This window comes from Bacillus sp. RC242 (assembly GCF_044908245.1).
GTDB lineage: Bacteria > Bacillota > Bacilli > Bacillales > Bacillaceae_G > Bacillus_A > Bacillus_A mycoides.
Genome location: NZ_JBIYCZ010000002.1, coordinates 405710 through 430004, shown reverse-complemented (window position 1 = coordinate 430004; position 24295 = coordinate 405710). Strand labels below are relative to the sequence as shown.

Annotated in this window: 24 protein-coding genes and 2 pseudogenes; 19 read left to right on the top strand and 7 right to left on the bottom strand. The window is 33.9% G+C overall.

Annotation, left to right across the window (positions count from 1 at the left end):
* Nucleotides 1-110: 110 nt before the first annotated feature.
* The 3 genes from ABH957_RS05955 to ABH957_RS05945 all read right to left on the bottom strand — a co-directional run bounded on the left by ABH957_RS05955 (nucleotide 111) and on the right by ABH957_RS05945 (nucleotide 897).
* A complete protein-coding gene (locus ABH957_RS05955) occupies nucleotides 111-239 on the bottom strand; it encodes an IS3 family transposase (protein ID WP_404492688.1) in 129 nt (42 codons plus the stop codon).
* Nucleotides 240-250: 11 nt separating this feature from the next.
* Nucleotides 251-424: a hypothetical protein gene (locus ABH957_RS05950; protein ID WP_404510761.1), complete on the bottom strand. Its 174-nt coding sequence runs from the start codon at nucleotides 422-424 to the stop codon at nucleotides 251-253.
* 191 nt (nucleotides 425-615) lie between these two features.
* Nucleotides 616-897, bottom strand: coding sequence for a hypothetical protein (locus tag ABH957_RS05945; RefSeq protein ID WP_269481915.1), 282 nt, complete (start codon nucleotides 895-897; stop codon nucleotides 616-618).
* A gap of 260 nt (nucleotides 898-1157) precedes the next feature.
* Here ABH957_RS05945 and ABH957_RS05940 point away from each other — a divergent pair, with 260 nt between their 5' ends.
* The 10 genes from ABH957_RS05940 to ABH957_RS05895 all read left to right on the top strand — a co-directional run bounded on the left by ABH957_RS05940 (nucleotide 1158) and on the right by ABH957_RS05895 (nucleotide 10753).
* Nucleotides 1158-1439, top strand: a complete 282-nt coding sequence (locus ABH957_RS05940; protein ID WP_269481916.1) for a hypothetical protein — start codon at nucleotides 1158-1160, stop codon at nucleotides 1437-1439.
* Between the two features lie 127 nt (nucleotides 1440-1566).
* On the top strand, nucleotides 1567-1839 hold the full coding sequence (locus ABH957_RS05935; protein WP_269481917.1) for an acyl carrier protein: 273 nt from the start codon (nucleotides 1567-1569) through the stop codon (nucleotides 1837-1839).
* 98 nt (nucleotides 1840-1937) lie between these two features.
* Nucleotides 1938-3131, top strand: coding sequence for an aminotransferase class I/II-fold pyridoxal phosphate-dependent enzyme (locus ABH957_RS05930; protein WP_404492690.1), 1194 nt, complete (start codon nucleotides 1938-1940; stop codon nucleotides 3129-3131).
* 133 nt (nucleotides 3132-3264) lie between these two features.
* Nucleotides 3265-3585: an ArsR/SmtB family transcription factor gene (locus ABH957_RS05925; RefSeq protein WP_000432919.1), complete on the top strand. Its 321-nt coding sequence runs from the start codon at nucleotides 3265-3267 to the stop codon at nucleotides 3583-3585.
* 78 nt (nucleotides 3586-3663) lie between these two features.
* Nucleotides 3664-4590 (top strand): DMT family transporter, encoded by a 927-nt coding sequence (locus ABH957_RS05920; RefSeq protein WP_404510759.1) that lies wholly within the window; start codon nucleotides 3664-3666, stop codon nucleotides 4588-4590.
* Nucleotides 4583-4942 (top strand): holo-ACP synthase, encoded by a 360-nt coding sequence (locus tag ABH957_RS05915; protein ID WP_269481920.1) that lies wholly within the window; start codon nucleotides 4583-4585, stop codon nucleotides 4940-4942. Before ABH957_RS05920 ends, ABH957_RS05915 begins: the two co-directional genes overlap by 8 nt.
* A 420-nt stretch (nucleotides 4943-5362) precedes the next feature.
* Nucleotides 5363-6979 carry an FAD-dependent oxidoreductase gene (locus ABH957_RS05910; protein ID WP_404492692.1) on the top strand — a complete coding sequence of 539 codons (1617 nt, stop codon included), beginning with the start codon at nucleotides 5363-5365 and terminating at the stop codon, nucleotides 6977-6979.
* 213 nt (nucleotides 6980-7192) lie between these two features.
* A complete protein-coding gene (locus ABH957_RS05905; RefSeq protein WP_404510826.1) occupies nucleotides 7193-7777 on the top strand; it encodes a TetR/AcrR family transcriptional regulator in 585 nt (194 codons plus the stop codon).
* A 58-nt stretch (nucleotides 7778-7835) separates the two neighbouring features.
* The gene (gene helD / locus ABH957_RS05900) at nucleotides 7836-10157 is read left to right on the top strand and encodes an RNA polymerase recycling motor HelD (RefSeq protein WP_404510757.1); all 2322 of its coding nucleotides are present in this window, start codon (nucleotides 7836-7838) and stop codon (nucleotides 10155-10157) included.
* On the top strand, nucleotides 10157-10753 hold the full coding sequence (locus ABH957_RS05895; protein ID WP_404510755.1) for a hypothetical protein: 597 nt from the start codon (nucleotides 10157-10159) through the stop codon (nucleotides 10751-10753). The genes helD and ABH957_RS05895 overlap by 1 nt, the downstream gene beginning before the upstream one ends.
* Nucleotides 10754-10897: 144 nt before the next feature.
* On the opposite strand, the gene ABH957_RS05890 is transcribed toward ABH957_RS05895, so the two are convergent.
* The 3 genes from ABH957_RS05890 to ABH957_RS05880 form a co-directional block, all read right to left on the bottom strand.
* A complete protein-coding gene (locus tag ABH957_RS05890) occupies nucleotides 10898-11575 on the bottom strand; it encodes a YdcF family protein (protein ID WP_404510753.1) in 678 nt (225 codons plus the stop codon).
* Between the two features lie 93 nt (nucleotides 11576-11668).
* On the bottom strand, nucleotides 11669-12181 hold the full coding sequence (locus ABH957_RS05885; protein WP_404510751.1) for a DUF3916 domain-containing protein: 513 nt from the start codon (nucleotides 12179-12181) through the stop codon (nucleotides 11669-11671).
* The gene (locus ABH957_RS05880; protein ID WP_289404353.1) at nucleotides 12174-13025 is read right to left on the bottom strand and encodes a LysR family transcriptional regulator; all 852 of its coding nucleotides are present in this window, start codon (nucleotides 13023-13025) and stop codon (nucleotides 12174-12176) included. The genes ABH957_RS05885 and ABH957_RS05880 overlap by 8 nt, the downstream gene beginning before the upstream one ends.
* 112 nt (nucleotides 13026-13137) lie before the next feature.
* On the opposite strand from ABH957_RS05880, the gene ABH957_RS05875 reads away from it, so the two are divergent.
* Nucleotides 13138-14364 (top strand): MFS transporter, encoded by a 1227-nt coding sequence (locus ABH957_RS05875; protein WP_404510749.1) that lies wholly within the window; start codon nucleotides 13138-13140, stop codon nucleotides 14362-14364.
* Between the two features lie 94 nt (nucleotides 14365-14458).
* Here ABH957_RS05875 and ABH957_RS05870 read toward each other — a convergent pair.
* Nucleotides 14459-14686: pseudogene (locus tag ABH957_RS05870) on the bottom strand (hypothetical protein).
* Nucleotides 14687-14947: 261 nt separating this feature from the next.
* Here ABH957_RS05870 and ABH957_RS05865 point away from each other — a divergent pair.
* The 8 genes and pseudogenes from ABH957_RS05865 (at nucleotide 14948) to ABH957_RS05830 (ending at nucleotide 24289) form a co-directional block, all read left to right on the top strand.
* A complete protein-coding gene (locus ABH957_RS05865) occupies nucleotides 14948-16075 on the top strand; it encodes a serine hydrolase domain-containing protein (protein ID WP_113936033.1) in 1128 nt (375 codons plus the stop codon).
* Between the two features lie 300 nt (nucleotides 16076-16375).
* Nucleotides 16376-17539, top strand: a complete 1164-nt coding sequence (locus ABH957_RS05860; protein ID WP_404492696.1) for an agmatine deiminase family protein — start codon at nucleotides 16376-16378, stop codon at nucleotides 17537-17539.
* A gap of 176 nt (nucleotides 17540-17715) precedes the next feature.
* Nucleotides 17716-18135, top strand: a complete 420-nt coding sequence (psiE, locus tag ABH957_RS05855; protein ID WP_002165314.1) for a phosphate-starvation-inducible protein PsiE — start codon at nucleotides 17716-17718, stop codon at nucleotides 18133-18135.
* A gap of 178 nt (nucleotides 18136-18313) precedes the next feature.
* Nucleotides 18314-19246: a bestrophin family protein gene (locus ABH957_RS05850; RefSeq protein ID WP_002142623.1), complete on the top strand. Its 933-nt coding sequence runs from the start codon at nucleotides 18314-18316 to the stop codon at nucleotides 19244-19246.
* Nucleotides 19247-19475: 229 nt separating this feature from the next.
* Entirely contained in the window at nucleotides 19476-20453 is a 978-nt protein-coding gene (locus ABH957_RS05845) for an agmatine deiminase family protein (RefSeq protein ID WP_404510824.1), read from the top strand.
* A gap of 44 nt (nucleotides 20454-20497) precedes the next feature.
* Nucleotides 20498-21325 (top strand): MerR family transcriptional regulator, encoded by an 828-nt coding sequence (locus tag ABH957_RS05840; protein ID WP_404510748.1) that lies wholly within the window; start codon nucleotides 20498-20500, stop codon nucleotides 21323-21325.
* Nucleotides 21326-21400: 75 nt separating this feature from the next.
* Nucleotides 21401-23143 (top strand): annotated as a pseudogene (locus tag ABH957_RS05835) (amidohydrolase).
* Between the two features lie 96 nt (nucleotides 23144-23239).
* On the top strand, nucleotides 23240-24289 hold the full coding sequence (locus ABH957_RS05830; RefSeq protein WP_404510746.1) for an agmatine deiminase family protein: 1050 nt from the start codon (nucleotides 23240-23242) through the stop codon (nucleotides 24287-24289).
* Nucleotides 24290-24295: the final 6 nt, after the last annotated feature.

Here is a 24295-nt window from a genome sequence, read left to right as displayed (position 1 = left end):
GCCTTCGTTATATTGAACTATACCCTATAAAATGGACAGTTTAATAAAAAAGCCCTGAAAAATCAAGCACTTAAAAGGTGGTTCCGATATTCGATCGGAGCCATCTTTTTTTATGTCCACTGATAACGATTATAATTATACTCCTCCATATAATCCTTTATGTTGAGCTCAAGGGATTCAAAGGTTTGACAATCTTTATAATCTAATTCATCTTTCATATGACCAAAAAAGGGTTCCATTGGTGCATTGTCTAAACAATTGCCCCTACGGGATATAGATTGTCTGATTCCATTTCTCTTACACGTTTTTGCAATTCAGGGTGTGTATAATGAATACCTTGGTCTGAATGTAGAAGCGCTTCAGGATGAATGACTCCTCCTAATCTCTCTTTCAAGTTATCTAATGTTTGATAGACGATATCCATTCATAATCTGTTTCATCATTGCGTTCTTTTTCCAGCTGTTTATCTGTCTGATGAAGCCACGCTCCCCAGCGAGTGTGCAAAGGTAACGCACCATACGTGGGAATTGGAATCGACGTATGGTTTATTCAATCATTGTGTATGTTTCTCGTGGTGTTAACGCTTCTTCTGTAACGCCTGCCTTTCGAGTTCGTCTAACTTTTTCGGAATGTCAATTCCGCTTCTAAAAACGCAATACGTGCTTCCGCTTTCTTTAATTTTTCATCAGAAGAGAGGGGTTTTTCCGAAGGGCGTCCCGTACTTCCTTTCCCACGGTGTTCTGTATAAAAGCCTTCCTCACCAAATCGTTCAAAGGTTCTTCGCCAACGTTTCAAGCATTGTTTTGGTTTCTTCTCACCAATCACAGCTAAGTCAAACCCATTCTCTAAAAAGATTTGGCTAGGACCTTTTCCTTGTTGATTTTCTTTTACCCTCATTTTCTGAAAAAATTTTGTGGCGATTTATCCATAACAGAAACCATGACCTGTTACCTTACGTAAGAAAGTCTATACTCCGCTTCTGCTTACAAGAGAAATACAAAAATATTACAAAGTAAAGAAAAAGTTGTAAATTTGTGGATAATATTGTTATTATATGTAACGTGTTTTAGTTTTTTTGTGTTAGAATTATACACGTAATTCCTGATATTTGAATATAATCTTATGAATTCTCATGCGTATTAGAAGGCGGGGTGAGAATGATGGATGCAAAAACCAAGTGTTTTATACAGAACCTAAACGAGAAATTGCAATTTTGTACATACGAGTTTATTAAACTAGAAGGCTGTGGAAAAAAGGAGCAGGTTGAGAAAGAGCTGCAAACGATCTTATCAGATATCGAGATCATGATTCATTTAACAGAACTTTTTATGTTAATAGACAGTTCGTATGCGCCAGAATTAAAGCAAATACATGAGAAGTTGCTGCAAAAACAAGAGTATATTCAATTCGAATGCACCAACGATTTTGTCTGTGTTTAGAAGTAGAAATATATTAAGATTTCTAAAAATAAAAAAAATTTAGAAAAACTTATTTGCATTTCTCAATTTTTGGAATAAACTTCTAATTGTAGAATGGGAAATACAAAATATGGAAAGGTTGTGCGTTATGACAAACGTAACAGGAACAAAATTTACTTATGAACAAGTGCAGGAAGTAATCACGAATGTAATCAAGGAAGAAGCTTCAGTAGATAAAGTATCATTAGATGCAACTTTACAAGATTTAGATGTGGATTCATTATTGTTTGCAGAAATTATGATTGTACTACAAGACGAATTTGATCAAGAGCTGGAAGTAGAAGACCACTTAAACCCTAAAGAATCAAAGCCCACTGTTAACGAATTAGTTAAAGCAGTTTATACATGTTTACAAGTTTAGAAGTTTAAACTTATTATAATTTATTTGAACTAATAATCAGATTTTAAAATAAAAGTCAATGTGCAAGAAAATTATGATTCGTAGAAGGAGTTAATAAGATGACGACTACAGTTGATACGCGTACACGATTTGATGTAGAGAAATTCGAAGAATGGAAGAAAGAAGGCGTTTATCCGTTCTTCCCAACAGTTGAATCCACAACTGACAACTACATTACGACAAAAGAAAACGGTAAAATGTTAATGTTTGGTTCATGCGATTATCTTGGTTTGTCACAAAATGATTACTTAAAACAAAAATCCATCGAAGCCATTCAGAATTTCGGTACAAATACATATGGCGCACAAATCTTTTGTGGTCATACAACGATCCATAATGAATTAGAAAACAAACTTGCGAAATTATATAATAAGCCAGCTGGTATTATCTTCCCTTCAGGAATGACTGCAAATATCGGTGTGTTAACGGTAATGGCTGGTCCAGATGATGTTATTATCAATGACAGATTAAATCATATCTCTATCTTTATGGGTAGCCAGTTATCAGGTGCACAAATCCGATCTTTCCCTCATAATAACGTAAAGAAACTTGAATCAATCTTAAAACAAAGCATGGATAAAGGAAAAAGAATCATCGTAGTCGATGGCCTCTTCAGCGCAGATGGAGATTATGCTCCGTTAGATAAAATCTGTGCGCTTGCAAAAGAATATAACGCAATTGTCATGGTTGACGAAGCACATTCATTTGGTGTTGTAGGGCTCAATGGTTTAGGTGTAGCGGAACATTTTGGTGTTTTAGACCAAGTAGATATTGTCGTGGGAACAATGAGTAAAGCTGTAGGTAGTGTTGGTGGATTTATTGTTACAAATAAAGAAATCGAAAGTGCCATTAGATATTATGCACCATCATATACGAGTTCAAGAGGTTCAACACCAGCAGTTGCTGCCGCATCTCTTGCATCCTTAACATATATGGAAGAACACGGCGTACAATTAAGAGAAGACCTATGGAGAAATTCTTCTTACCTAATCGAAAAACTACAAGAGAATGGTTTTAATTTACTAGATACGGTTAGTCAAATTGTTCCTGTTTTAGTCGGCGACGACAAAAAAACAGCGAGTGTCACATCATGGTTAATGGAAAGAGGACTATTTACAGCAGCATTCATTTCACCAGGTGTACCAGTAAATAAAGGGCGCTTACGCATTGGTGTTACAAGTAGCCACTCCCTTGAAGAATGCCAAAAAGTTGTGGACCTATTAATAGAAGCAAAAGAAATTTTCAAATTTTAATTCCTATATTTACTAACTATTGTTAGAAAAGATGATATACTTACAATAGTTGGGATACCATCAGCAACATTACCTCATTAACCCCACGCTGATGGTATCATTATAAATATATTTATTAAAAAGGATGCGAATCATGGAAAATTACGAATGCAAAAACAGAGAAAACATTCTTGAACAATTCAATTTGACGACTCCCATTTTCCAAGCATTGGGCGATGTAAATCGGCAACAAATTATCATGATTTTACTTAAAACCGATGGTTTAAATGTAACTCAAATAACAGAACAAATGTCAATTTCTAGACCTGCAGTATCCCATCATTTAAAAATATTAAAGCAAGCAGAATTGGTTAGACCAAAGAAACACGGAAAAGAAGTATATTATTCTTTGACAACCAGTAATTTCGTTATTTATATGAAAGAATTAGTATCTGCGATTGAAGCAGGGTATTAATTTTTTTGCATAACATGTTTATAAGTTTGAACCTGTAAACGTGAAACTTACACATTTAACTAAATAGGAGGTACAAAGATGCAAAATCAAAACCAATCAAACAAGATTTATTTCTTACTTCTACTAGTTCCTTTGTTTTGGGGCGGTTCCTTCTCGACAGCTGAACATGTTGTAACTGAAATCCCGTCATTAGTCGCAGCTACTCTTCGTTTCGGTATCGCAGGTGTCATCCTGATGGTGTATTTAACAATTAAATCAGAATGGGATATGGCTTCTATCAAGAAAGGATGGAAAGGACTATTACTCGTTGCGTTAACTGGTATTTTCGGCTATAACGCTTTATTCTTTTTAGGTGTACACTATACGTCCGCTATCAATGGTTCATTAATTATTGCAACCATGCCAATCTTCGTTACACTAGGTTCGATTCTTTTTTTAAATGAAAAATGGAACAGTAAAGTCGGAATCAGTTTAGTACTATCTTTAGTCGGTGTTATTATCGTGATTACAAAAGGATCTCTTGATATGTTACTTTCCTTAGCATTTAATGTTGAGGATTTATTGTTTTTAGCAGCTCTAGCATGCGGCGTTATATATGGTTTAGTAGGGAAAGCTGTCATGAAAGACGTTTCACCATTATTTGCTACGACAATAATGACTGTTATGGGTTCTGTTTTCCTAGCAATCTCTTCCTTATATGAAGGGGGTTGGGACAAAGTACCTAGTATGTCTGCACAAAGCTGGTTAGAAATGTTTTATATGGTTGTATGTGGTACGCTCGTTGGATATATTATTTTCAATAAAGGTGTAGAGCAAATCGGGGCGAGCAAAGCGAGCATGTATCTGAACCTTACACCAATCGTTACGACTTTAATTTCTGTCGTATTCTATGGTTCTGTCATGAGTTGGAAAGAAGTAATCGGTATGTTATTTGTATTAATCGGTGTATATATCGCGACTGCAAAATCGGCAAATCAAAGCAAGAAAGTCGCTTTAAATGATTAAAGGAATAGGCATCGATATTACAGAAATTGAAAGATGGAAGAATAAAAAAACACTTCAAAAGCTATTTACAAAGCAAGAAGTACTGTGGGCAAAAGAAAATTATATCAATTATTCTATTATGTGGTGTATCAAAGAAGCGACAGTAAAGGCAATCGGTACTGGCTTTCAAAAGAACACCATGTGGAAAGATATAGAGATAGTAAACATTGATGGGAAATACGAAATACATTTTAGCGCAGCAGCAAGACAAACCTGTCACATTACGGCAGAAGATCAATTTCATATTGATGTGACAAGAAACAGTACGAGTGTGATATCACAAGTAATTTGGACTGATACTCATTTTGCGTAATTAATCTACTATTATAATAGAAGGAAATGAACAAAAAAACCTATGCATGGGCATAGGTTTTTTCTTATCAATCTAATTAACTTAAAGTCAATGCATCATTCATTCTCCGTACCTCATTTCTATCGTTGGTTCCAGTATAACGAGGTTTTTTGATAAAAATACACAAAAAACCCGAATCATGGGGCTTTTTTTAAGTGCCCATGATTCGGGATACAGTTCATATAACGAGGGCTCTTTTTGTTTTTTCCTTTTATTCATACACAGTCTTCATAGTTGTAGATGTATAAAAGGAAAAAAGTAATTTGGGGCGTAATCTATCTATATGATAATTCAAAATGAAATATAAGTCTATATTTTTGTTGGTTTTTTGATTATATTTATGTCACTGAGCTCAGAAGAATATATGTGGAGGGAAAATGTATGGAATCGAAACATGTACCAGTTTTAATTGTTGGAGGGGGATTATCAGGATTATCGTCTGCATTATTTCTTGCGAAACATAACATTGATTATGTACTTATTGAAAGGCATCCGTCTACTGCGATTCATCCGAAAGCGGGTGGAATTACATTTCGCACAATGGAATTATTCCGAGAACTGGGTCTAGAAAAAGGAATTAGATTAGCTGGTAAAGCATTAGAGAATTGTCACGGGAGAATTGCAGTTCAAACAATAGCTGAGGTAAATAATGAAGAGTTGGAACAAATAAGGGCGGCGCAGTATGAAAATAACGAAAATTTATTTCGTAAAGTGGAAGAGATTAGCCCATCAAAACAAACTGCTTGTTATCAAATTACTTTAGAGGAGATGATATTACAAGAAGCACAGAGATTAGGCGGGAAGCTATCTTTTTATCATGAACTAGTTTCTTATGAGCAAAATGGAAACGGAGTAATAGCAACGATTCGAAATCGTAAAACGAAAGAAGAGAGCATGATTCATTGTGATTATGTAATTGCAGCAGATGGAGCGAAAAGTAAAATACGTGAACAGTTAGGTATTTTAACCGAGGGCCGTGGTACAATCGGTGGTTATTATATGAACATATATTTTGAAGCGGATTTGAGTGAATTTATTAAAGGAGACGCATTCGGTTTTACTATGATACTTCATCCAGAAGTAATTGGTGCGCTTATTCCAGTCGATAACGAAAGTAAATGGATTTATCATGTAGCTTATGATCCAGTAAAAGGGGAGCGACCAGAGGATTTCTCTATAGAACGCTGTAAACAAATTATTCAAACTGCAATTGGAAGTACGGATATTAAGCCAGAAATAGTAAGTGTTTTGCCGTGGGAAGCGAGTGAAAGTACAGCGGTAAAATTTCAGGACAATCGCATCTTTTTAGTTGGTGACTCGGCGCATATTATGCCGCCAACAGGAGGATTCGGTTCAAATACAGGAATACAAGATGCACATAATTTAGCTTGGAAATTAGCGGCTGTTATAAAAGGGAAAGCAAATCCAAAATTGTTAGAAACGTATCATGACGAGAGATATCCTGTTGCAAAATTAACGACGGACCATGCGAGTAGTATATTATTTCGTGCTGCGAATAGAGAGGAAGGTAATTTGAGTAATATGGATAGTTTAGCTGTCACTGCTGGTTATCAGTATTGCTCAGAAGCAATTATAGACGAATGTAACACACCGCATAGAATGAATATAGTTGATTTGAACGGACGCCCGGGAACGCGTGCGCCACATTTTTGGGGAACTTATGAAGGAAAAGAAGTTTCTATACTTGATCTATTTGGTAGCAACTTTGTGTTACTTACTGGAGCAGAGCCTAGTACTTGGACTGAAGCTGCAAATGTTGTTTCATCTGGATTAGGAGTAAAGATAAAAGTGTATCAGGTAGGTTTAACTGGTGATTTTATCGATCAAGATAACTTTTTTAGAAAACTATACGGGATAGAAAATGGAGGAGCGGTAGTAATAAGACCAGATGGATTTATTGGATGGCGTACGGAAAATGAGGTAGTAAAGCCGGGTATATTACTTGAAGAGATAATGAATCGTTTATTATGTAATTAAATATAAAAACACCGCTTGTATTTCAAAAGCGGTGTTTTTATTACTTACAACTTACAAAAATAAAATATTGTAAGTCGTAAGCGGATGTGCTAATCTTATAACCTACTTGAAAGATGAATTTTTTTGATTACAACTTACAAATAATAAAAAATGTAAGTTGTTGAAATAACAGAAGATAATTTTATTATATAAACAAAATGGATGGTGAAAGAAATGACTGAAAAGGCATTGACGAAAAATGTTGTTTTGGATGCAGCGGAAAAGGAATTGATTAAATATGGATGGAGTAGGACGACACTCGTTAGTATTGCGAAATCACTTGATGTTAGTCATGCAGCTTTATACTCTTATTTTCGTAGTAAGGCAGCACTTCGAGACGCTATTTTGGAAAGATGGTTATTAAAGTATTCGGATCAACTTGAGAAAATTAGTGGGAAAGACGGAGAAACAGCAGTGATTTTACAAGAGTGGTTCTTATGTTTGTTCCAACTTAAACAGAAAGAGTTACTGGAAAATGAAGAGCTATTTACATTGAATAGTTCGTTAGTTCAGCAAAAAAATGCTGTTATCCAAAAACACGAAGAAAGATTAGTTAGACAACTGGAGAAGGTTATAAATCAAGGGATAGAGCGTAACGAGATTGAAAAACAAGACAGTTTATTTTTAGCGCATACGATTTTTGGACTCCTTTCACCGTTCTGCCACCCTGCTTTTTCTGAGCGATGGAAAGAAGAGAAGATAAACGAAGAATTTCAAAAGTCATGGGAAATTGTTGCGCGTGGTATTTTTCAAAAGTAAAGAACTTCGTATCATATAAGGCTTTCAATCAGGAAACGTAATGAGAAGGGGAGATTATATGAGTCATTATAAAGAAGAACAACAACGTGTAAATGTAGTCATTGAAAAAGTAGACGAGGAACTGAATGAGCTGGACAGCCGAGTTGGTTCGGTGAAGTCTGAAATTGTAAATATAAGAAAAAACTTTTGGGAAGATGTAAAAGTAAATATAGATAATATTAAAGAGGCGGTTGAAACGGCGGCTAGTATTAGGCAAGAGGCCGAGATTCTTTCGGAAAGGGAGCATACCCATCGACATGCGAAAAATGAATATAATCTTTTAATGAAAATAAAAGATACACCGTACTTTGGAAGAATTGATTTTAAAGAAGAACAAGAGGTGGATACTGAGGAGATCTATATTGGTATCGGCTCTTTTTATGATAAAGAGACAGATGAATTTTTAGTATATGATTGGCGCGCACCTATTTCTAGTCTTTATTACGATTATTCTTTAGGAAGTGCAAAGTATATAGCGCCAATGGGGACAATATCAGGTGACTTACTTTTGAAACGTCAATATATTATCCGAAATGGTAACATTCAAAGTATGTTCGATACAGGTGTAACGATAGGGGATGAACTCCTTCAAGAAGCGTTAGGAAGAAATGCAAGTGAACAAATGAAAAGTATTGTAGCGACAATTCAAAAGGAACAGAACAAAATTATTCGAAACGATAAAAGTGATGTACTAATTGTGCAAGGGACGGCTGGAAGTGGGAAAACTTCAGCAGCTCTGCAACGGGTTGCGTATTTATTATATCGTTACCGCGGGACAGTAAACGCGGATCAAATTTTGCTATTTTCTCCGAATGAGTTGTTCAATAGCTATATTGCTAACGTCTTACCAGAGCTTGGTGAGGAGAATATGCAACAAACAACTATCCAAGCATACATGGAACATATGATTGGAAAAAGTTTTACTGTAGAAGATCCTTTTTCGCAGTTAGAATACATGTTAACGAAAGAACAGGAAAACGTGTATGAAACGAGGCTAAAAGGAATTCAATATAAATCATCAATTGAATTTATGGGGCTGATTGAAAAGTATGCGAGAAACCTTGGTGAAAAAGGGATGCAATTTCATGATGTAACATTTAAAGGGGAAATAATCATACATGCAAATGCAATATATGATTATTTTTATTCCCTAAACACAGCCATTTCAATACCGAATCGAATGCAACTTGTAACGGAATGGATTAGTAAAAAATTAAATAGCTTTGAAAAGAAAGAAGCGAAAAAAGAATGGGTAGAGCGGGAAATTCAATATTTAAATAAAGAAGATTATAATCGTTTGTATGAAAAGTTAGAGAAGGATAATCAATTTGATTATTACGAGAAAGAGCATGAAGTGTTAACGAAATATGTAGTGAGAAAGCATTTCCGTTCGGTGCGAAGAAAGGTGAAATCTTTAGCTTTTGTAAATCATTCTGCAATATTTCAGCAGTTCTTTGAAACGATCCAGAAAGATGTTTTCGCACCGGATGGTTGGGAAGAAATATGTAAGCAAACAGTAAAGTGTTTAGAGGAAAAGCGATTAGCATATGAAGATGTAGCTCCTTATTTATTTTTAAAAGAATTAATAGAAGGTTTTAAAACGAACCATCTTGTGAAATTTGTATTTGTTGATGAAGTACAAGATTATACACCATTTCAATTAGCGTTTATGAAACGACTGTTTCCGAAGGCAAAGTGGACGTTGCTCGGTGATGTAAATCAAAACATTTTCGCTCATGCTAGTAATAGAGGAACAAATATAATTTCAACGTTGTTTGCAAATAGCAAAGTAGAAACCATTCAGTTAAATCGTAGTTATCGCTCAGCAAAACCTATTATTGAACTTACAAAACATATCATTCCGAACGGGAAAGAAATTGAAGCTTTTAATCGGGATGGTAAGAAGCCGTTATGTATAAAAGTGAATGATGAACAAGAGCGTGTGGAAAGTATCATTGATAAAGCAAGAGATTTGCAAGAGAAAGGTCATAAATCAATTGCGATCATTTGTAAAACCAATGAAGAATGTATGAAGGCTATGGAGTTAATAGGGGATAAATTAGACTACCATTTTGTGCAGAAAGAAAATACGACTTATGAGAAGGGCGTTGTTATTATTCCTGCTTATTTAGCAAAAGGGATAGAGTTCGACGCTGTTATTATATTTGATGCTTCAAGTGATATTTACAGTAAAGAATCTGAACGGAATTTATTTTATGTAGCATGTACACGAGCGATGCATGAATTATATGTATATTATGCTGGAGAGATTACGGCAATTCTTTCGAAAGTACCGAAAGAATTATTTCAAAACGAAACGAGTAAAGGGAGAGATGCTTAATGGCTAATCAATTAAATGCTTTTCAAAACTGTAGTAAGGAAGTTTCAATGTTATTGTCAATTCCGAAGTATGTAAAATTAGTGCATGAGCATGAAGAACTACGTGACGGTGTAAATGTTGAAATTCAGCGTTATCAAGCAGAAGAACCACTGAATTATGGTGGCTCTCATATAACAACTATTACTTCTCAAAAGAGTAAGCATCTTTTAAGTTACACGAATATGATGCCAGTATACGCTAATAAACTACCTCATAAGGATGAGGCAGAGAAAATAGCGATGGATGTAATGGAAAAGGTTGATCGACAATATGCAAAGGGCCTAACTTTACTTCGTATAGAAAAACAAACTAGACATTATGTTGACGGGGGACAAACTGTGGAGTTTCCTGTTCTATGGATAAAGATGATGCATAATAACGGAAGTTTTAACTGGGTGATAATTGGTGGTGACGGACAAATCATTGAATTTGAGCGAGAAGTACGCTGGGATTATATGATGAGTCGTCGCCAAACAGAAATGTGGTATTACGATGATTGGGTATTGGCACGCACCGGGGAAGGACCACAATTATTGCCGCCAGCTGCGTTGGCTTAATATGTTAAACAATATGTGTACAATGGTAGGCGTCTATGTGAGGGAATGAAAAAGGAAAAGTAATTTTAGTGTTATTTATGCATCATTAGAATATTCGGGAAGCCTTTATATTGGCTTCCCGATATTTTTTATGTTGAAAAAATATTATGCAAGATGTTGGTAATATACTACGTATTTTTCTAATCCTTCAATCTCTTTCTCAGGAGGTTCAATTCCACCTTTTCGGCCGTAGCAAACATTTCTCAAGTATTCGCCGAAAATCATAGAGCGACTTTTCTCGTTTTCCATCCAATTATATCTATTAATTATAAAATCACCATCAAAACTTGTATCAAATGTATATGGAATACAAGTTATATGTTTTGGTAAATGTTTTTTTAATACTCTATATTGCCGGCCTGCTCCTAAGCTTTTACATACAAATAGTAAACTATTAATTGTTGTAAAATCAAAGATCTTCTTAGCTTCAATTACATTTGCGATAGAATGGAGAGAGTTTTTCTCGAAAACGATAGCATCTTCCGGTACACCGTGTTCAATTAACTTGTTAACAATTACTTCTGATTCTGATAAATCTCCATAATGCCAGTTTGGATGTTTCATTCCATGTAAACTAGTACCACCTGTGACGATAATTTGTGCACCTAAACCTTGTTGATAAGCATGTAAAGGAGCTTGCCAATTACCAGGATGGGAACCACCGAAAACGAAAATTGCATCACACTGTTGTGGTGTTGATTTTTTTAGGAAAGCGATTTCGGTTATTTCTTCAATTTGTTTTTTCGTAAAATGTGGGAATTCAGGATATTTAGGGATTACCATATGAAAACCTCCTATATAGTGAAATGTTAAATTCATTATATAGCGATTTTGTTTAGTAGAAAAAGGGAAGCTTTTCATTTGGCAGTTCCCCTTTTATGATAACTCTCCGATAAACAAAAGTTCTCCTTCATCATAAAATCCATCTTCATCATGGATTATCTCTTGGAAATGCAATGTTTGGATGCTGTTAGAAATTGATATTTTCCATTCATGCCCGAAGTCGGAAGCATTGGAGAGGGGAATCCATTTTTGAAATTCGTTATCTCTATTGAAAAAATTTTGAAAGTAGTCATCGTTTTTAAATATGATGATTTGTGAGTTCCATAAGCTTGCTATTTTGATCATAACAACGACTCGATATGTATTTGTATCGTTCGGTTTCATTTTCATTAATTGATTCGCTTGATTTAACAGGGTTTGAATGCACAATCGCTTTACTTTCCTAGGTGTTGTACTAGAATCGATAAAAGCTTGAGAGTCTGGTAAAGGCATATGCCAGTATTCATCGTTATAGAAAGTAGAAGGGAAAGTATTAGTATATTCTTGAATTCGTTTTATCATAGTTTTAGTTCTTCGTTTCATCCCACGTATTTTCTTTTCACGCATTGTTGATCATCTCCATAAATTTTTGCAAGGCAGCTGAGTGGAAAATATCTTTTCGAGTAATAAAGGTAGTAGGAACCTTTTTAAAGTGATTTGGTAATGTATTTAAAGATACACCATGTTCGTAATCTGGAATAATGGATTTCATCATAATAGCCGCGCCCATACCTGATTTTACACATGCAAGTATTGCTTCAATTGTTCCGAACTCTAGTATTCTTTTAGGTGAAATCCCTTCTTCTTGAAGCCAGTTTTCTAATAGTTTTCTGTAATAACATCCTTGACTAAAAGCGAGTAAATTCAGTTCTCCTATTGTTTTAAAGGAAGATAGAGGAGTCTTGCTAATGAGAACGAGTTCTTCTTCTCGAAATGAAAGTGTATGAAGTTCAGTATGCTGAATATTTCCAGCGATAAGAGCCCCGTCTAGTTTTCGCTCTAAAACGAGCTGAGTTAATTGGTCTGTCGTATTTGTTTCTAGAATCAATTCAACTTCTGGATACTTTTCATAATAGGTCGTTAATATAGGCGGGAGACGAACGGCTGTTGTCGATTCTGTACACCCGATTTTTAACGTGCCTTTTGGCTCGGTTCCGTTACTTTGGACAGCTTGAATGGATTGATCGATTAAGTGGATGATTTGTTTTGCATATGTTAATAAAATTTCTCCGTTAGAAGTTAAAGTAACGCCTTTTCCATTTCGATAAAATAAAGGCACACCTAACTCAATTTCTAGTTGTTTTATACGCATCGTTACACCTGATTGTACATAGTTTAAGTTTTTAGCAGCATGAGATATATTTCCTACTTTCGCAACTTCGTAAAAAACCGTTAAATCTTTAATGTCCATTTATTATCACCCCGAAAAAGGTATCAATTTTTTTGATGGATTCTATTAATAACACTTATTTTACATGATATCAGAACCTTCATACAATGAAAGGTATATGGGGGAGATAACGTTGATAAGTGAAGAAAAAATTGAAAAGTACAGTAGTTCTAATAAATGGATCATGTTAACTTTGGCAACGGTAGCACAGGCAAGTGCAACACTTATAACATATGGAGTAGGGGTACTTGCGTTATTTTGGAAAGAGAAATATGCACTTTCGAATATGCAGGTTGGGTTGTTAATAAGTGCTGTAAATATTGGTCCGTTGTTTTGTATGCTTTTTGCCGGAAGGTTACTTGATCGATATAATGAAAGAATATTAATTGAAGCGAGTGCCGTATTACTTGGCGGGGCGCTTTTACTTGCTCATATGGCAAGGGGATTTATTGGGTTATTATTTGTCCTTTTTTTAATAGGGACTTTTTATAGCGTATCCCAGCCAGGGGGAAGTAAAGTAATCTTGAAATGGTTTCCGAAAGAGATTCGCGGATTAGCTATGGGAATACGGCAAGCTGGTATACCTATTGGCGGGGCGTTAGCAGGAGTAATAATCCCTTTGCTTACAATTAAATTTAGTTTAGCTTATACGATAAATGTTATTGCAACTATATGTATAGTAGGCGGGTTATTGTTTTTCATATTTTATAAGGAATCGTACGTACGAGAACATACGAGCCAAGAAAATGTAAGTATTTCTTTTTGGATGCAGTTAAAAAAGGTAATATGTAAAAAAGAGCTGTATCCAATTTTTATTACAGGTATTTGCATGATTTCTTTACAAATGATATTAGTCGGACATTTTATAAAATTTTTAGTCATTGAAAAATCGATAACACCTATTGTAGCAGGGAAAGTATTTTCAGTTATGCTATTTGCAGGAATGATTGGGCGAATTATATTAGCTACAATAAGTGATACATATTACAAAGGTGATCGTCGTACACCTTTATTAATAACTGTATGTATTTCTTGTTGCTTAATTTTAGTTGTTGTAATGAGTATAAACACAATGACACTTGAGGTATTGTTTGTGATGAGCGGACTGCTAGGGTTCTTTGCGATTGGTTGGTTTAGTCTTTTTATGGTTGAAGTTGCTGAGTCTGCAAGTGAGGAATCGGTAGGGATGACAGTGGGTTTTGCGCTTACGTTAAATCAAATAGCTATTATTTTTATGCCTGCTTTGTTTGGTTATATAGTAGATGGAAAAGGCTACACATATGCATGGATGGGGATAGCTGCATTATTAAGCGTTTCAGCGGTGAATTTATGTAACAGTAAAAGAATATTAAAAATGTAAATCTTTTATGAAGAAAATCTAAAGAAATGTCGTGAGAGTGACATTTCTTTTTTTATATGCTGTATAATCAATTTAGAAATGAGATTGGTTTTCATTAACGCTCATTTCCTCTTTTGAAATTACCTGTAATTTTAGCCATAATAAGCTGTTTTTCTTTTTCGTTACTTGCCCGATTTATTTTGTTTAAAAAATTTTCAGCATCATTTCTTTTTAAAATTATAATCTTTTTTCTTTAATATTCAATTAAAACTATATTGTTTTTTGTTACTCGATAATGAAACATCATATCATCTAAACGATTGAGCTTATCGGTCTTTTTCAAATTAACGCCTCCATTCTTGTTAATGTGTAACGAATGTTACATAAAAAATTAAAATTAAAGTTGGATGTATCCGATTGTAAGGTGGAAATTTTGTAAAAAAGAACTACAATAGAGAGTAGTTAAAATTTGAACGTTAGAAAAAGGAATCTAGTTTACTATGAGGAATAATAGAGTAGATAGATTATAAGATATTTAAAAATTAAAAGATATAGAATAGAATGGAAAAGTATAAAGTGAAACTAGATAAAAGAGGGTTCCCATATGTTTAAGAAATGGTTAATCGCTTTCTTTGTTTTTGCTATTTTTTGTGGGAGTGTCGCTGCACTCATACATGCAAATAAAGAAAAGAAATACAGTTTGAAGGCATTTTCAAATTTTGAGGATAAAGTTGGAAATGTTCAATCGAAAGTTGATGCGAATCAGCAAAAACGTTATGATATTGCAGCAACGAAACTCGATCAATATTTAAAAGATAAAGGATTTAACGGAACGGTTCTCGTAACGGATAAAAATAATGTGGTTTTACGAAAAGGCTACGGGTATGCGAATATAAAAGATAAAGTTTTAACAACGCCAAGAACAAAATATCGCATCGGTTCCATAACGAAAACAGTAGTTGCAATATCTATATTACAGCTAAGAGAAAAAGGGAAATTGAATATTGAAGACAATGTAAATAAGTATATTCCATCGTTTCCAGCAGATAAAAACATTACGTTACGAAATTTGTTAACACATACGTCCGGGTTACCAGATCAGGGACAAGGTAGTGTTGATGCGGCATCACGTTTAAAGTTAGTAACGTGGATTGGAGCGCAAAAGTTGCAATTTCCTGCAGGGACAGGATGGAAATATACAGATTATAATTATATGGTACTTGCGTATATTGTAGAAAAGATATCGAATAAACCGCTTGCTGAATATGTGAAAGAAAACATTTTTACTCCTGTTGAAATGAATGAATCTGGTATGGGTGCAACTCTCCCTGAAGATATTTTCTTAGCAGAAGGTTACACGAAAAAAGATAATGAGTTAATAGCTACACCCCGCTTAAAAATGAACTGGCTGTATGGTTGTGGTGAAATGTATACGACCGTTGAAGATATGAAAAGATTAGATGAGGCTATTATGGATGGAAAGCTGATTTCTAAACAAAGCTTATCAGATATGTTTACAGTATCACCTGCGAGAAAATATGGATTTAGCTTCTATATTTACCCAGATTATTATCATAACCACGGTGTATTAGCTGGCTGGAACACTTTTAATAATTTTAACTGGGATAAAAGAACGTTTGTAATATTATTCTCTAACGTACAAAATGGTATGAATGATACATTTAATCAAGAGTTTAGGAAATTAGCGAATGATTTAATAGAAGGAAAATAATTATTTAAAAATCGGTATTGATATGTAATTATCAATACCGATTTTTTTATTTAATAATGTTTTATTTAGTGAACAAGCAGGTATGAGAGTGGATTAGTACTAGAATAAATTTATGAAGGAAGTCAAATGATATTAATGTTAAATATAGGGAATATACTTTGTGAATGTCATCTATTTGTATTGAAATTATGTGATTATCATGCGGAAGAATAATTGGTAATTTTTACATTGATGAAAAAGCTTGAGCTTCACACTATGTTAAGCCTTACAGTATTGTAGACATGAACAGGAGGTTGAAAAATGAAAAAAATAGTAAAGTTTTGTTTAATAGCTACATTATCTACAACGATTATTAGTGGATGTTCTTTTGAAGGGAATAATGAAAATGCCAAAGGGAAAGAGAAAGAGGATAAAAAAGTAGAGGTACAGAAAAACGCTGGAAAATATACGATGCCGGATGAAAAAGATAAACATGAAGGTACATGGCTACAATGGCCTCATGAATACACATATGGTCAAGAGTATAAACAAGAAGTTGAACCTATTTGGATTAAGATGGCAAGTGCTTTAACTGAGGGTGAAAAAGTCCACATTGTTGCATATGATGAGGAAGAGAAAGAGCGAATCAATAAGCTTTTAATAGATAAAGGGCTGAATATGGATAAAGTTGATTTCTTTATCGCTCCTACTGATGATGTGTGGGCAAGAGATAGTGGACCGATTTTTGTTTATGACAATAATAAAAATCTGAAAATATTAGATCCAGCATTTAATGGTTGGGGAAAGAAAACTCCATATAAAAATGATGCCCGTATACGTGAGGATGTTAGTAAACAATTAGGGATTGAAAGAATTGATTGGGGGAAATTTGTCCTTGAAGGTGGCGCAATTGAATTAGACAGCAATGGGACTGCTTTATTAACTCGAAGCGCAGTAACGAATAAAAATAGAAATCCTGATTTATCAGAAGCGGAAATTGAAAAATATATAAGTGACCTTGGGGTGACAAACTTTATTTGGTTAGATGGAGTGCCTAATTTAGATATTACTGATTTTCATATTGATGGATTTGCTAAATTCCATGATAAATCTACAATCGTAACGATGGCAGAAGATGACTTGGCTGAATGGGGCTTGTCAAACAAAGATATGGATAAATTGTTAGATGCAAAAAATGCTTCAGGACAGAAATATAAGTACGAATACTTACCGCTTAGTAAAGATAAAGTTACTTTAGAAGGTGGAAAAACTCTAGATTATAAGGGGTCGTATATCAATTATTATGTTGGGAATACAGTTATATTGGTGCCTAACTATAATGATCCAAATGACAAAATCGCAAACGATACGATTCAGAAATTATACCCGGATCGTAAAGTAGTGGGAATTGATGTGAGAGAGCTTTATAAAAATGGCGGAATGATCCATTGTGTGACACAGCAACAACCGATTCAATTGAAGTAATCGATTATAGTTTCGTTATGTTGCTTTATAGACAAAATAGGTGAAATGCTAACTTTACTTATTTTGTCTTGTTTTAACATCTGTAACAAGATAAGAATGTATAATTTTAATGTAACGATAATTAGATAAAAGTATATTGTCATTATTGTTTTATATGGAAAAGGAGAAAAATGTTTGTGTTAAAGAATTTAAAAAGAGTATTTTCGTTTTTCCCTATCGTTCTACAGTACATTATAAATGTAGCTTTGATCTGTTTGGGAATTGTTTTAAGTGTGTTTCTTATGAAAGAAGTCATTCAATTTATACAAGAACTTAAATTAAATAGTGAGGAATCTAGTTATCATTTAATTGATAGCATTGTCGTATTCTTTTTATATTTTGAATTCATCGTAATGATTATAAAGTACTTTCAAATGAATTTTCATTTTCCATTACGTTATTTTATATATATAGGTATAACTGCTATTGTTCGTCTAATTATTATAGACCATGATAGTCCAATGGATTCATTGATATATGCTTGCGCGATTCTTGTATTAATTAGTGCTTTATTCATTGCAAATTCTAAAATAATGCGTCGTGATTTAGAAGAGTGAACGTTTGTTGTTTAAATCAAAAAAGATGTTTTATCTTTTGGTAAAAAGGAGTAACAGTATTGAAAGAAATAATCTTAACCAGTTTTATAATAATAGGGTTTATGATTCTGCTATTTAATTGTATACTTTCATAATTTAAAAGAATAAAAGGTTAATAAGGAAAGAGGTTTTTGTAAGTATGGTTCATTACAATAATCAAAATAGTTTACATCAAATATTTACATTAAAAGGAACGGTTGTAAGAGATATTTTCCCGCAAATTTTATTATATATATGTATTTCAACGATAGTAACTGTGATTAATTATTATTATGTAGAAATAAAAATTAATCAAACTCCTTGGGTAATTGTTGGAGGAGCTTTAGGTCTACTGTTAGTTTTTCGTACTAATACTGCCTATGATAGGTATTGGGAAGGTAGAAAGTTATTTGGAACGGTTGGTGCTTGTACTAGAAATTTGGCAGTTAGTTTTTTATGTTATTGGGAGTCTGAAGGGAAAAAGACGGATCAGGAAAAATTAAAATTTTTACATTTGTTAATTGCTTTTCCAAAGATAGCGAAAGGACATTTGAGAGACGAAAAAGATTTATCCGAAATAAAAGCATTGTTTGATATTTGTTCTGAGAAGGAAAAAGAAATGTTGGCTGAGTCTATTCATTTACCGATTAGTATAGTTTTTATGTTAAAAACTATACTATCAAAAGGTTTGAAAACGGGTCAAATTCACCCAAATGCAATAATTAATATGGAAGCTGATTTGAATACTCTGCTTACGGCTGTGGGTGGATGTGATCGGATCAAAACAACGCCTATTCCTTTTGCATATTTTGCTCATATTAAAATTTTACTGCTCATATTTTGCGGGACTTTATCGATTGGTCTTGTTGATAGTCTTGGATGGTTTACAGTACTTGCAACTACGTTTATAAGTTTTGCATTTATAGGGATTGAAGCAATAGGAGTTGAAATTGAGGATCCATTTGGTCAAGATCCAAACGATCTTCCGCTAGAAGGGATTTGCATTGGGGTAGAAACGCATTTAGTGAATTTATATAATCAAAACGCTCTATTAGAAGTAATGGATTTGAATCTTGATAAAAAAGTCATCTAATCCTTCATTGTGTACGACGATTAAAATTTAAAAATCTTGTCAAGAGTCAGTTTACGGCTTAACGACGTCTTTATATTTTTTATATAAATATATAATATTTCTCCGTGCTATAATCCATTCATGAAATGTGCACGTTTCAAAAATTGTAATGAAAAGAGAAATGAATTGGGGAATAGTTAGCTTATTGAAAACAGTTATTCAATCATTATTAAAAAGCGAGGTAAGTAATATGGAACAAAAACATAGTGGCATTATTTTTACTGCAATACCAGATGAATCGAATGAATATTATCGACCATTTTATGAAGACATTATTTATTTTAATGAATATTTAAATGCAAATAAAGCATTTACCGATCAACTTATATCTTTATCTGTTGAAGAGCAAGACTTTCATACAAACTTTTTTGAGTATGATGATATTTGGCTAAGAGATGTTGCACCAGTTGTAACAAATCATCTAGTCAAATTCAAATATCAACCGAATTATTTACCGAAAGATCAAGGGCGATATTTAGATCAACAATTTAATAAATGGTTGAAAAAAAACGACTTTGAATATGTGACATCTCCATTGATATTAGACGGTGGAAATCTTATTTGGAATAAAAAAGATACCGTTATATTAACGGAACGCATATTTGATGATAATTATGATTGGACGGAAGAAGAAATTATAGAGCAACTGGAATGGGATTTAGATGTGAGTCGGGTTATTATTATTCCTGCTGAAGAGGGAGATGTACTTGCACACGCAGACGGGATGGTTAAATTTATTGATGAACATACAATGTTTATTAGTGATTTTTTAGGGGATCATGAATTTAGATATAAGGTTCAAGAGATTATTCAAGAGCAAATGCCAGAGGCTGAATTTATAGTTGTTCCTTCGTCATATACAGAGAAGGGTCAATACGATGAAGAGATAGCGTCAGCAAAAGGTTTATATATAAATATGTTAGAAACATGTGATACGCTTTACGTTCCTAAGTTTGGATTAGCTAAAGATGAGGAAGTTTTAAGATATATTCAACAGCATACTGAGAAACAAGTTATTCAAAGTCATGTAGGAGAAATATCGACAATGGGAGGCGCGATGAATTGTTTAACGTGGTATTGTCCTAGTCATTTGTTACCTTCAAAAATGAAAAGGCTGAACGATCAGAATGAAGGTTCTGCAATCAGAAAAATATTTGATTGGTTTTAATAAATAAGCTTATATATAAGAGAATGTATTCAAGGGGTATTTATATGTATACAATTACTGAGTTTTCGCGGATTTGTAAAATGAGTACACGGATGCTAAGGCATTATGATAAAGAGGAAATATTGAAACCAGCATATGTGAATCCGGTAAATGGATATAGATATTATGAGCAAGGGCAGCTTGAAATAGCGCTGAAAATTAAAAAGCTAAGGGAGTATAAGTTTCCTTTACCGAAAATCAAAATAATTCTTCAATCATCAGATCAAGATTCATTTATTAAACATATGCAATCACAAATTATAGAGTTGTCTCATGAGGTGAAACAAAATTTACAGGTTATTTCAGAAATGAATGAAATGGTAAATATGAATTATGCTTTAAATACTGCTTGTCATAGAAATTACGATATATTTATTGGAATGAGAAATGAAATAACAGTAATTGCTCAAAGACTGCAAATAAATATAGATGATATGGATGATTATTTTTATGACTTATATGAAAAAGTACAAAAGCATAACTTACAAATGGTCGGTTCGCCCTCTACGGTCTTTTATGATGAAGAGTATATTCCAAATGAAAGTGATGTTGAATTAAGGATTCCGGTCATGCATGGGAACAATAAAGATGTAGTACAAGAATATGAAATAAAAAAATTAAATCCACATCAAATCGTTACTACTATGCATTATGGAAGTTATGACTATATAGGCTACGCTTATATTGCGTTAGAAAAATGGATTGAAAGAAATGGTTATGTAATAGATGGTTCACCATATGAGGTCTACATAAAGGGACCTGAATGTGATTGTTTAGTAGAGGAGTATGTGACACAAATTTGTTTTTTAGTTATGAAAATAGACTGTGAATAAGGATTGACATTAACATTATGTCAATCCTTATTCTATTTATGTAAGTAATTCATCATAATAAAAAGGAGAAAGAATATGAAAAGAACAATCATGATTATTTGTCTGATTCTAAGTATGACATGGTTTTCAGCGTGTACTCCTGGAGTAGGAGAAGGTGAGAATGGTAGCTTCGTTCTACCAAATCAGTTGCCAAAAAATGTAGTGTTTAAAAATGGTACAATCTATACTTCAAATGACAAGCAAGACATTGTAGAGGCTGTAGCCGTTAAAGAAGGGAAAATTACATTTGTTGGTTCAAACAAAGATGTAGAAGGATTTATAAATGAAGATACGAAAGTGGTGGATTTACAAGGACGTTTTATTCTTCCTGGTTTTGTGGACAATCACAATCATATATTTGAGGCGAAATCACCAGCAGCAGGGAATTGTAGTGTTTCACCGGATGCTGCGCTGCAAGAACAACGCTCGTATTTAAAGGCTTGTAAAAAAGATGTGAAAGATGGCGAATGGATAAGCGGAACAGGATTTAGTTTGGAAGAGCTGTTAAAAGATATGGACGAAAAATCAGAACAACAAACGCCATTACAAGTTCTTGATGAGTTATTTCCTAATAACCCTGTATTAATTATGGAAAGAACTTCTCATTCTGTATGGGTTAACTCAAAAGCATTGGAAGTAGCGGGAATAAATAAAGAGACGAAAGATCCGCAAGGCGGAAGAATCATCCGGGATCCAGAAACAGGAGAACCTTTCGGGCTTCTGTATGATACAGCAGGGGATATCGTGATGGAAAAAGCATGGAATTCCTAGCCCAATCTCTTTGAAAAAAATTATGAAGGTTTGTTAGACGGTTTAGATGAGGTTGCGAAGAATGGTATTACTACAGTCGGCGATGGACGTCTTTATTGGAAACGAGGCTGGTTAGATGTTTGGAATAAAGTTAATGATGAGAAAAAGTTAACGTCGCGAGTAGTACTTCGTCCGTGGGTATATCCGAACTTAAATGAAGCAGAGCAAATGGAGTATTTCAAAAAAATTAAGCGTGATGATGTATCATCTAGAATGCTTATTAATCAAGTGAAGATGTATAGTGATGGAATTAGCATTAACAGCACAGCTAAAATACTAGAAAAATATAAATTTGAGTGGTTTAAAGGAACACCGTACGGTTTGAACTATATTCCAGAAGAAAAAATGAAGTGGTGGTTGAGTGAACTCAATAAAATTGGTTACGGTGCACTCATCCACACAATTGGAGATGGCGGAGTAAGAGAAAGTTTAAATGCAATTGAAGCAGCGAAAAAAGAAGGGGCGAATCAACCTTATACGCTTACACATGTGGAAATGGTAGAAGATAGTGATATAAATCGTTTTGCTAAGTTAGGTATTAGCGCTGATTTCCAAGTAGGTCATGATTTTGCAGAAGATCCTAAACAAAGCTGGGCAAGTGCGTATTTTACAAATCAACAGATGAAACGAATTATGCCGTTAGGACGCATTTGGAAAACAGGAGCAAATGTATCGCTTAGTAGTGATTGGGACGTAAACGAACTGAATCCACTTGTGACAATTTCGAATGCGTTAAGTATTGAAGAGAAAGGCTTATCTGATATATATGCAGCTATTGATGCTTATACAATTAAGCCCGCCAAAGCATTAGGCCTTGATAATATTACTGGTTCAATTGAAGTAGGTAAATCAGCCGATATGGTATTGCTAAATGAAGATATTACTAAAATGAGTGTCGATAAGATTCCGAATGCGAAAGTTTTAGTGACGGTTTTACAAGGAGAAGTAGTGTATCACAAGGGAAAATAAAGAATCAGTTTATGAAGTAGTTAATATATTTCTGTTGACCTTAACACGATGTCAAAGTTTAGACTGAACTTACATTCGAAGAAGGGGTGAACACGTATGAGAAATATAGAAAATAGTTTGTTTTATATGCCTGCTGAGTGGGAAAATCATGAGGGGACATGGCTCCAATGGCCTCATGATAAAGCTCATAGAGGTGAAGGTTACAGATCTAAGCTAGATGATATTTGGGTAACGATGGCAAAGGAGCTTCATTACGGTGAGAATGTGCATATTGTTGTATTTGATGAGGAAGAAAAAGTACATGTACAATCGAAGTTAATTGAAGCGAATGTAGATATGGATAAAATTGATTTTTTAATTGAAGAAACGGATGATGTTTGGATAAGAGATAATGGACCGATCTTTGTAAAAGATAAGGAAGGCAATCTCTGTTTAACACACTGGGTATTTAATGGTTGGGGGGATAAATATCCGTATGAAAATGATGCTGTTATTTCGGAAAAAATAAGTGAAATGTATAGCATTCCAAAAGTTAAATATAGTGTCTGTATAGAAGGTGGAGGAATAGAGATAAATGGAAATGGCACCTTAATGGCGGCAAAAACTTCTATTATAAATGAAAATCGAAATCCTACACTAAATCAGGAAGAGATTGAAATAGAGTTAACGAAGTATTTGGGAGTAACGAATTTTATATGGATAACTGGTATTCGCGGAGAGGATAATTATGATGAAGATACAGATTACCATATTGATGGGGCAGCACGTTTTGTAAATGAAAATACGATTCTTTATGAATATGATCCTTTTGGGGAAGGAGAGTCGTACCTTTTGGAGGCGCAGGAAAAGCATTATCAAGAATTGCGACAAGCGAGAAATATAGATGGAAATCCATTTCAGCTCATACCAGTACCTGTAACAAGAAAAGTGGTAAAAGAGGCAGACTGTAAAGGTTCGTATTTGAATTTTTATATTGGAAATGAAGTTGTATTGGTTCCTATATACGGTGATGAACATGATAAGTTAGGACTTCAAATCATTGAAGGGCAGTTTCCAGGAAGAAGAATTGTCGGTGTTTATGTAAATGAACTGTATGCGTATGGTGGTATGATTCATTGTGTGACGCAGCAACAAGTGAATAAATGAAATGTA

Excerpts from the sequence above, each read along its gene's own strand:
- ABH957_RS05905 (WP_404510826.1), top strand. The coding sequence starts at position 7,193 with ATGACTGAAAAGGCATTGACGAAAAATGTTGTTTTGGATGCAGCGGAA.
- ABH957_RS05910 (WP_404492692.1), top strand. The coding sequence starts at position 5,363 with ATGGAATCGAAACATGTACCAGTTTTAATTGTTGGAGGGGGATTATCA.
- ABH957_RS05935 (WP_269481917.1), top strand. The coding sequence starts at position 1,567 with ATGACAAACGTAACAGGAACAAAATTTACTTATGAACAAGTGCAGGAA.
- ABH957_RS05885 (WP_404510751.1), bottom strand. The coding sequence starts at position 12,181 with ATGCGTGAAAAGAAAATACGTGGGATGAAACGAAGAACTAAAACTATG.
- ABH957_RS05925 (WP_000432919.1), top strand. The coding sequence starts at position 3,265 with ATGGAAAATTACGAATGCAAAAACAGAGAAAACATTCTTGAACAATTC.
- ABH957_RS05930 (WP_404492690.1), top strand. The coding sequence starts at position 1,938 with ATGACGACTACAGTTGATACGCGTACACGATTTGATGTAGAGAAATTC.
- ABH957_RS05880 (WP_289404353.1), bottom strand. The coding sequence starts at position 13,025 with ATGGACATTAAAGATTTAACGGTTTTTTACGAAGTTGCGAAAGTAGGA.
- helD (WP_404510757.1), top strand. The coding sequence starts at position 7,836 with ATGAGTCATTATAAAGAAGAACAACAACGTGTAAATGTAGTCATTGAA.
- ABH957_RS05845 (WP_404510824.1), top strand. The coding sequence starts at position 19,476 with ATGGAACAAAAACATAGTGGCATTATTTTTACTGCAATACCAGATGAA.
- ABH957_RS05830 (WP_404510746.1), top strand. The coding sequence starts at position 23,240 with ATGAGAAATATAGAAAATAGTTTGTTTTATATGCCTGCTGAGTGGGAA.
- ABH957_RS05860 (WP_404492696.1), top strand. The coding sequence starts at position 16,376 with ATGAAAAAAATAGTAAAGTTTTGTTTAATAGCTACATTATCTACAACG.
- ABH957_RS05850 (WP_002142623.1), top strand. The coding sequence starts at position 18,314 with ATGGTTCATTACAATAATCAAAATAGTTTACATCAAATATTTACATTA.
- ABH957_RS05950 (WP_404510761.1), bottom strand. The coding sequence starts at position 424 with ATGGATATCGTCTATCAAACATTAGATAACTTGAAAGAGAGATTAGGA.
- ABH957_RS05840 (WP_404510748.1), top strand. The coding sequence starts at position 20,498 with ATGTATACAATTACTGAGTTTTCGCGGATTTGTAAAATGAGTACACGG.
- ABH957_RS05865 (WP_113936033.1), top strand. The coding sequence starts at position 14,948 with ATGTTTAAGAAATGGTTAATCGCTTTCTTTGTTTTTGCTATTTTTTGT.
- ABH957_RS05945 (WP_269481915.1), bottom strand. The coding sequence starts at position 897 with ATGAGGGTAAAAGAAAATCAACAAGGAAAAGGTCCTAGCCAAATCTTT.
- ABH957_RS05890 (WP_404510753.1), bottom strand. The coding sequence starts at position 11,575 with ATGGTAATCCCTAAATATCCTGAATTCCCACATTTTACGAAAAAACAA.
- ABH957_RS05955 (WP_404492688.1), bottom strand. The coding sequence starts at position 239 with ATGGAACCCTTTTTTGGTCATATGAAAGATGAATTAGATTATAAAGAT.
- ABH957_RS05920 (WP_404510759.1), top strand. The coding sequence starts at position 3,664 with ATGCAAAATCAAAACCAATCAAACAAGATTTATTTCTTACTTCTACTA.
- ABH957_RS05940 (WP_269481916.1), top strand. The coding sequence starts at position 1,158 with ATGATGGATGCAAAAACCAAGTGTTTTATACAGAACCTAAACGAGAAA.
- ABH957_RS05915 (WP_269481920.1), top strand. The coding sequence starts at position 4,583 with ATGATTAAAGGAATAGGCATCGATATTACAGAAATTGAAAGATGGAAG.
- ABH957_RS05895 (WP_404510755.1), top strand. The coding sequence starts at position 10,157 with ATGGCTAATCAATTAAATGCTTTTCAAAACTGTAGTAAGGAAGTTTCA.